The sequence below is a fragment of the Paraburkholderia sp. SIMBA_027 genome, from assembly GCF_046535315.1.
In the GTDB taxonomy this organism is placed as follows: domain Bacteria; phylum Pseudomonadota; class Gammaproteobacteria; order Burkholderiales; family Burkholderiaceae; genus Paraburkholderia; species Paraburkholderia tropica.
Map to the genome: position 1 here is coordinate 1 of NZ_JAWRWY010001047.1, position 256 is coordinate 256.

Consider the following 256-nt stretch of genomic DNA (forward strand, 5'->3'; position numbering starts at 1 on the left):
GATGATGCTCTTGGCTCCGAATGGTTGGGGCGTGAAAATCAACTACGATAATAGAATTGTAGAGTTCATTCTGCATGTGGTTGATAGAGGCAAAAAGTCAACCCTATTTCTATTTGTGATCATGTACGGGTCTGTAACTGCTGTAGCTATACTCTTAATTCTTGGATTCGGAATACTTGGCTTGACGTGGGTTGCTTCTGACGAATCCACCAATGCGCTAATCTTGCGTCGCCTAGGAGGGGGTCTTCTGGTCATT

General features: G+C 44.5%; 1 protein-coding gene. It reads left to right on the forward strand.

Features of this window, described 5'->3' with window-relative positions; genetic code table 11:
• Positions 1–31 precede the first annotated feature (31 nt).
• Positions 32–256: hypothetical protein (locus SB764_RS42315; protein WP_410867080.1), on the forward strand; the 225-nt coding region annotated here is incomplete at its 3' end.